Source organism: Streptomyces sp. NPDC002537 (assembly GCF_053594975.1).
On sequence record NZ_JBSFWT010000052.1, the window covers coordinates 46,365 to 53,184 of the forward strand.

Sequence of the window (6,820 nt, forward strand, 5' to 3'; positions counted from 1 at the left end):
GTGCTGACCATCCACGCGGCTGAGCTGCTGCTGGCCGGCCCCGGGGCGGTCCCCCTGCCCGAGGGGGCCGTCGCCGTGGAGGGCGACCGGATCGTGGCCGTCGGGGCGTACGAGGACGTGGCCGCGGCGCATCCGCGGGCCAGGGTCCGCCGCTGGCCCGGTGTGCTCACCCCCGGTCTGGTGCACCCCGGTGCCGCCGCGCTGCTGGAGGCCGCCTACCACCCGGACCCGCGCGAGGCGGACGAGCTCGGCGAGGAGCCGCTGACCGGCGACCGGCCGGCGGCGCTCGGCATGGACGACGCCCGCTGGGGCGCGTCCGCGCGGCGCGGTGCGCAGCGGCTGCTGCGGCACGGCACGACCGCGGTGGCCGGTCCCTTCGCGCGCGCGGCCGTACGGGTCGCGGTGGCGCGCTCCGGCCTCGTCCAGGTCCACCGGCAGGCGCCGCCGGACCTGCCGCCGACGCTGGACCCGCTGGCCGCCCTGCCCGAAGGCGCCGCGCCGGACGCGGCGTTCGCGGGCACCCTGGTGCCCGGGGCGCGGGCGGACTTCGCCGTCTTCGACGTCCGGGACGCCGCCGAGCTCGCGGTGCGGGGGGCGGGGTCCTGCGTCGCCACGGTGCTCGCCGGGCGGCTGGTCTACCGGGCGCGCTGACGCGCGTCAACGATCCGTAAAAGCGGTTGCGTCCCACGTCAGGGGGACGTTAACGGATGTGGATCTTCCTTTTTCGCCTATGAGGATGAGACGTGCGGGGGCGGTGGGACCGGGGGGTTCCCGGTGGTTCCGGGGGGCGGGGGTCCCCGAAACCACGTCGCTGGCGCCGGCCGTCAGCGGACCGTCCCCGTCCAGGTCTTTCGGCTGTCCCGCCGTGGCCTCCCCCAGCCTTCGGCCGGGGGGACCCCCAGCGGCGGGCATGCCCTTCGGGCATGTCCTCAATCGCCGGACGGGCTGAATCTCGCGGACCGTAGTCCGCACACTGCGGGCCTGCAGGTCCAGGTCACGGCCAGCACACTCAGCCCGTCCGGCGTTTGAGGACGCGGCCGCAGGCCGCTCCCGCCGCAGGCGGCGAACCGGGCCGCACCCGGGCGCGTACGAACCCCGCGGCGGCGGCCCCGTGGCGCGCGGTGAAGAATGGGGCGCGTGACCCGAGCATCCCTGGAGAAGCAGCCGCACGAAGTCGCCGCGATGTTCGACGACGTGGCGGCCAAATACGACCTGACCAACGACGTGCTGTCGCTCGGCCAGGCCCGCCTGTGGCGCAAGGCCGTCGACCGGGCCGTGCACGCCCGTCCGGGCGAGAAGGTGCTGGACCTCGCGGCCGGCACGGGCACCTCCTCCATGCCGTTCGCCGCCGCGGGCGCGTACGTCGTCCCGTGCGACTTCTCCGTCGGCATGCTCCGCGAGGGCAAGAAGCGCACCGGGTGGTTGCCGTTCACCGCCGGTGACGCGACCCGGCTGCCCTTCGCGGACGGTGTGTTCGACGCCGTCACCATCTCCTTCGGCCTGCGCAACGTGCAGGAGACCGAGGTCGCGCTGCGCGAGATGCTGCGGGTGACGAAGCCGGGCGGGCGCGTGGTGATCTGCGAGTTCAGCCAGCCCACTTGGGCGCCGTTCCGCACGGTCTACACCGAGTACCTGATGCGCGCGCTGCCGCCGGTCGCACGGGCCGTGAGCAGCAACCCGGACGCGTACGTCTACCTCGCCGAGTCGATCCGGGCCTGGCCCGACCAGCCGGCGCTGGCCGCGAGCCTCCAGCGGGCGGGCTGGGCGGACGTCGCCTGGCGCAACCTCACGGGCGGCGTGGTGGCTCTGCACCGGGGCGTCAAGCCTTCGGCGTAGGCGGGTGCGGGCCAGCGGTCCTGTGCGCCTACTGGGGTGAGCGGCGGGGTCGGTCGGCGTCCGCGGGCCGTCCGGGGTTGCTCGCGCAGTTCCCCGCGCCCCTTTGGGGCGCTGCCGCTTCATAGGCGCCGAGGCCGGGGCCCGTCCGTCAGGGACCGGCTCATAGACTCGGGTGCCCGAGTCCTTCGCCGAACGGAGAGCCGACCGTGACCGAGTCCCAGACCGCCCACACCGCCGACGTGATCGTCGTCGGTGCGGGCCCGGCCGGCTCCAGCACCGCGTACCACTTGGCCAAGGCGGGCCTGGACGTCCTCCTGCTGGAGAAGACCGCCTTCCCGCGCGAGAAGGTCTGCGGTGACGGCCTGACCCCGCGCGCCACCAAGCAGCTCGTGTCGATGGGCATCGACATCTCCGAGGAGGCGGGCTGGCTGCGCAACAAGGGCCTGCGCATCATCGGCGGCGGCGTCCGGCTCCAGCTCGACTGGCCCGACCTCGCCTCCTTCCCCGACTACGGACTCGTCCGCAAGCGCGACGACTTCGACGAGCAGCTCGCGCGGAACGCGGAGAAGGCGGGCGCCCGGCTGTACGAGCGCTGCAACGTCGGCGCGCCGATCATCGACGACCGCACGGGCCGCGTCACCGGGGTGCACGCCAAGCTCGGCGAGGAGAAGACGCCGGTCACCTTCCACGCGCCGCTCGTCGTCGCCGCGGACGGCAACTCCACGCGCCTGTCGCTGGCGATGGGCCTGCACCGGCGCGAGGACCGCCCGATGGGCGTGGCCGTCCGCACGTACTTCACCTCGCCCCGGCACGACGACGACTACCTGGAGTCCTGGCTGGAGCTGTGGGACCGGCGCGGCCCGCAGGACCGGCTGCTGCCCGGCTACGGCTGGATCTTCGGCATGGGCGACGGCACGAGCAACGTCGGCCTCGGCGTCCTCAACACCTCCGACTCCTTCAAGGAACTGGACTGGCGCGAGGTCCTCAAGGCGTGGTGCGCGTCCATGCCCGAGGACTGGGGCTACACCCCCGAGAACATGACCGGCCCCATCCGCGGCGCCGCCCTCCCGATGGCCTTCAACCGTCAGCCGCACTACACGCGCGGCCTGTTGCTGGTCGGCGACGCGGGCGGCCTGGTCAACCCGTTCAACGGCGAGGGCATCGCGTACGCCATGGAGTCCGGCCAGATCGCCGCCGAGGTCATCGTGCAGGCGCACGCCCGCGCCTCGTACGCCCAGCGCGAGCTGGCCCTCCAGCGCTACCCGAAGATCCTCAAGGACACCTACGGCGGCTACTACACGCTCGGCCGTGCCTTCGTGAAGCTCATCGGCAACCCGAAGGTCATGCGGATGGCGACGGAACGCGGCCTGACGCACCCGCTGCTGATGAAGTTCACGCTGAAGATGCTGGCCAACCTGACGGACCCCACGGGCGGCGACGCGATGGACCGCATCATCAACGGCCTGTCGAAGGTGGCACCGCGCTCGTGACGGCGTGACCCGGGCGGCCGGTGCGTCCGGTGGACGTCAAACGGTCGCCCGGCGCAGGGCGGACGGGAAGCCGTTGTCGTCGGCGAGGCTGCGCAGGCCCCGTTGTTTCCCGAGAGTGACAAAAGTTACACAGAGTGCCTCGCTGTTCACCTTCTGTACGCATCTGTGCAGAGTTGCTCACCCGGCGGGCCGACTCGCTCACTGTGTAGCAAATCTGACGAGCAAAAAGTTTCCTGCCGAGCGCGGCGTGCGGTCTGCGGTACAGAGCCCGTCCCGTTGACTGCCGACAAGATGACATTGTGCATTAGTCGACTTCCGGGGTTGCCGACTCGGCGGGCTGCGGATTTCCGCTGAAGGTCCGACGGAAAAGGAAAAAGGGACCGACTCTTTTATGGCCGAGGTCCGGGACGGTGAAATCGAAAAGCGGTGAGCGTGGAGGGAAGGTAAATTCCGTCCGCGCGGATTGCACTTGCAATCGAGGGCGGGATGGGCTGGACGTGTCCCGGGTGATCGATTTTGTCAATTCTTGATCGCCAATCATCGCGTGGTAACGCCCTAGCCGCCTCGCGGCGGCAGAGTGACTTCGTCAGAAGATGCACGAAAGGGGCAAAGGTGAGGGCGAGGTGTCGACTCGTTGGCGTGCTCAAGTCAGTGCCGCCGTTGTAGCAAGACCCCCACGGATGGGGGTTTTTGTTGGTGAGTTCGGCGGCGAGGAGACCTTGGCACGGGATCTGGTGTGACCTTCCCCCTGCCCGTGGTGTTTACTGGACATCGGTCTGTTCCTCGGTGGGTCCAGGCCTTTCTGGGAGGTCTCGGGGGTGGTGCCCCGGGGCCTCCCTTTTCGCTGAGCGTTCATGTCCGCGTCTGTCGTCGCTCACCCAGGAAAACCATTCCGGGGGCTCCATGGCTATCCAGTCGGTAACTTCGGAATGTTTGCGAAATGATTGCTGCCTATTTAATAGGGGGCAGTGGCTTCTGTAACAAAGCCCCATAGCGAGGGCCTCCCGGAGGTCTCCACTCTTCCCTGCAGGAAGCTGGAATTCGCGGCTGGATCTCGGTCCACCCGCGGAGTAGCGTTGTGCTCGCTCAGGTCACCTCCACGCGCTCGGTCTCACCAACCAGCACTGCTGTACCTCTCGGAGAGGGCCCTGGACCCACCACCACCCGGGGCCCGCCGTGCGGCGGGCCCCGGTACGCCTACGTTTCAGGAGGCAGACCTGATGATCGCCGTCGCCGCCGGGGGTTGTGGCCTCTCGCATGTGACGTTCCGTCGCCATCGCGCCCCCGAGAGCGCGTATGTTCGCGCACATGCGACTGTCCTCGGAGCGGGGGAGTGAAGATGTCCTCCACAGCCGAGACCTCGCGGCTGACCGACCTTCTGCTCGGCCATCAGGCGATGCCTGACGGGAGCTTTCTGCAGCGCCTGCCGACACCGACGTGGCAGGCGATGCTCCAGATGGAACCCCGGGCCCGGGCGCGGGTGTTCGCCCGGGACGAGCTTCTGCCGCTGGGAGCGGACGACAATTACGTGTACATCGTCATAGAGGGCTGCGTGCGCCAGGACCGCTTCCCCTTGGGTGTCGGCGAAGGCATCCCAACGATCGTGCGGTTCAGGGGCGTTGGCCAGCTCGTGGGCGAGGCCAAACTGATCGCCCCTCGCTCGTCCGTCGTCACCCGTTGTCTCTCCCAGACCGTCGTCATCCCCTGGCGAGTGAGCTCCATGAGCCTCCTGCAGCGCGATGAGCCCGAGGTCCAGCTCGCTCTCCTGCGGAGTCTCGAGGACCGCAACCGCAGCGACGAGCTCGTCTACGCCATGAGCGCGAGGCCGCCGTTCCAGCGCATCACCGGGCTTGTTTCGCACTTTGCCGACATCGCCGGTGTCCCCGATCCCCGGACGTCCAACTGCACGGTGATCACCGGACCGAGCCAGAGGGACATGGCCGCCGCGCTCCAACTGGGTATCTCCACGGTCGAGAACGCGATCCGGGCCCTGCGCCGCTACGACGTCGTGGAAGCCCGGTACCGCAAGTTCATCGTCCGCGACATCAAGGCCCTCCGCCAGTTCGCCGCCGTCGCGGCGTAGACCCGTCGCGGCCCCCTGGACCCACCATTCTCTGCATGCCGGTACCCACGGGTTCCGGCGCACCACGAACGGACAGCAACTTGATGACCAGCTCCACCACGCTGGCGCTCGGTACCAGCGCCGGCAGCCTCTTGGTGGCCATCGCCGTCGGCGTCGTCATGGGTGCACTCGGCATGTACAACCTCCACCACAACTGGCAGGTCTTCGCCTGGATGCGCAAGATGCGGCACAAGGACGAGGAGAACGCCGAGCTCAGCAACATCAACGAGTGGATCGACGACCTGTACAAGGCCCAGTGCGCACTCGCTCAGAAGCCGTGCCACGCCGCCGACTTCGAGGAAGTGGCCCGGACCTGCAACATGATCAAGGGGATGGCCGACCACTTCGGATTCATCCGCCCCGAACTCACCCATGTGGTGGGGTGCGCCGAGGGGCACATCGCAACGGCCCTTCCCGAGCTGGGCCCCGATACGGAGGTGTCTCTCGCAGAGCACCGTGCCCAGCTTGTGCGAGCCATGAAGCAGGAGGCCGCCCGCGCCGAACTCGCGCGGGCCGTCATCACTGCCCAGCAGAAGATCAAGTCGCTGCGACGAAGCTGATTCGCAGCGCACGGTGTGGGGGGCTCCCCCGATCTTCGGCTGCTTTCAACAGGCGACGGTGGGCCGGGTGCAGGCGAGTTGAGAGTTCAGCCGTGTCGGCGAAGCCGTACGCCAGGTACTCGCGCGTGGCTGCCCTCGTGGCGATCGGCAGCCGGATGGCGTGGATTTCCTCCGGGCTCAGCGTGCCGCAGTCGATCAGGTACGCGGGCTTGCCGTCATCACCTGAGGGTGACTCAACCACCAGGACAGCGCCTGGTGTCACGTGAACTCCAAGCGCATGGCGCACGTGATACGCGAGCGCGTCGGCCGCCGACTCCCCGGGGAGCCCGAGCCCTCCGGGGAGGACCCATTCCTTCCCGCTGCCCGGGATGAGGTACAGCAGGTGACCGTTCTCGTCGGTGATACGTGCCAGTCCGCGCACACGGGTTCCAAGTGGCGCGACGCGCGCCGTGTCCAGTGTCATCAGCCCTGCGCATTCTCGCGTGAGTGGGGGTGCCGTGCCCCTTCGGGGTGGGGGAGGGGTGCGACGCCTCGGGAAGCGCTCCCCACGCAACCGGGAGGCAGGCAAGGGGAGTTGCGTAATCGTCACGGGCATAGCTGTACTCGGCGAGCCGTGCCCGGATCGGTTGCGAGGAGAACGTAGCGCTGCGCCATGAGGCGTCGCAAGGGTTCTACGTCGAACGGGTGCGACGGAGTGTGCAGAGGCCCCCGTCGGCGCTTCCGTTCTAGTGGTCGTCGCAACACCCCAGTTCAGGGGATGCGATGGACTTCGAGATTCGGGAACAGCGGAAGCCTCAGGGGCCCCGCAGGTT

General features: G+C 69.2%; 6 protein-coding genes. 5 read left to right on the forward strand and 1 reads right to left on the reverse strand.

Annotation, left to right across the window (positions count from 1 at the left end):
* From ACWD4A_RS22700 to ACWD4A_RS22720, 5 genes are all read left to right on the forward strand, one after another.
* Positions 1-651, forward strand: a complete 651-nt coding sequence (locus tag ACWD4A_RS22700) for an amidohydrolase family protein (RefSeq protein ID WP_451196615.1) — start codon at positions 1-3, stop codon at positions 649-651.
* Positions 652-1,137: 486 nt separating this feature from the next.
* Positions 1,138-1,836 (forward strand): demethylmenaquinone methyltransferase, encoded by a 699-nt coding sequence (locus ACWD4A_RS22705; protein WP_451196618.1) that lies wholly within the window; start codon positions 1,138-1,140, stop codon positions 1,834-1,836.
* A gap of 206 nt (positions 1,837-2,042) precedes the next feature.
* A complete protein-coding gene (locus ACWD4A_RS22710; RefSeq protein ID WP_451196621.1) occupies positions 2,043-3,326 on the forward strand; it encodes a geranylgeranyl reductase family protein in 1,284 nt (427 codons plus the stop codon).
* Positions 3,327-4,665: 1,339 nt separating this feature from the next.
* Entirely contained in the window at positions 4,666-5,409 is a 744-nt protein-coding gene (locus ACWD4A_RS22715) for a Crp/Fnr family transcriptional regulator (protein WP_451196623.1), read from the forward strand.
* 83 nt (positions 5,410-5,492) lie between these two features.
* Positions 5,493-6,008 (forward strand): hypothetical protein, encoded by a 516-nt coding sequence (locus ACWD4A_RS22720; RefSeq protein ID WP_451196626.1) that lies wholly within the window; start codon positions 5,493-5,495, stop codon positions 6,006-6,008.
* On the opposite strand, the gene ACWD4A_RS22725 is transcribed toward ACWD4A_RS22720, so the two are convergent.
* Positions 5,986-6,471 (reverse strand): NUDIX hydrolase, encoded by a 486-nt coding sequence (locus tag ACWD4A_RS22725; RefSeq protein WP_451196630.1) that lies wholly within the window; start codon positions 6,469-6,471, stop codon positions 5,986-5,988. The two genes, ACWD4A_RS22720 and ACWD4A_RS22725, sit on opposite strands and share 23 nt — an antisense overlap.
* Between the last annotated feature and the right edge of the window lie 349 nt (positions 6,472-6,820).

Coding starts and splice junctions, on each gene's coding strand:
- ACWD4A_RS22715 (WP_451196623.1), top strand. CDS start 4,666: ATGTCCTCCACAGCCGAGACCTCGCGGCTGACCGACCTTCTGCTCGGC.
- ACWD4A_RS22720 (WP_451196626.1), top strand. CDS start 5,493: ATGACCAGCTCCACCACGCTGGCGCTCGGTACCAGCGCCGGCAGCCTC.
- ACWD4A_RS22725 (WP_451196630.1), bottom strand. CDS start 6,471: ATGACACTGGACACGGCGCGCGTCGCGCCACTTGGAACCCGTGTGCGC.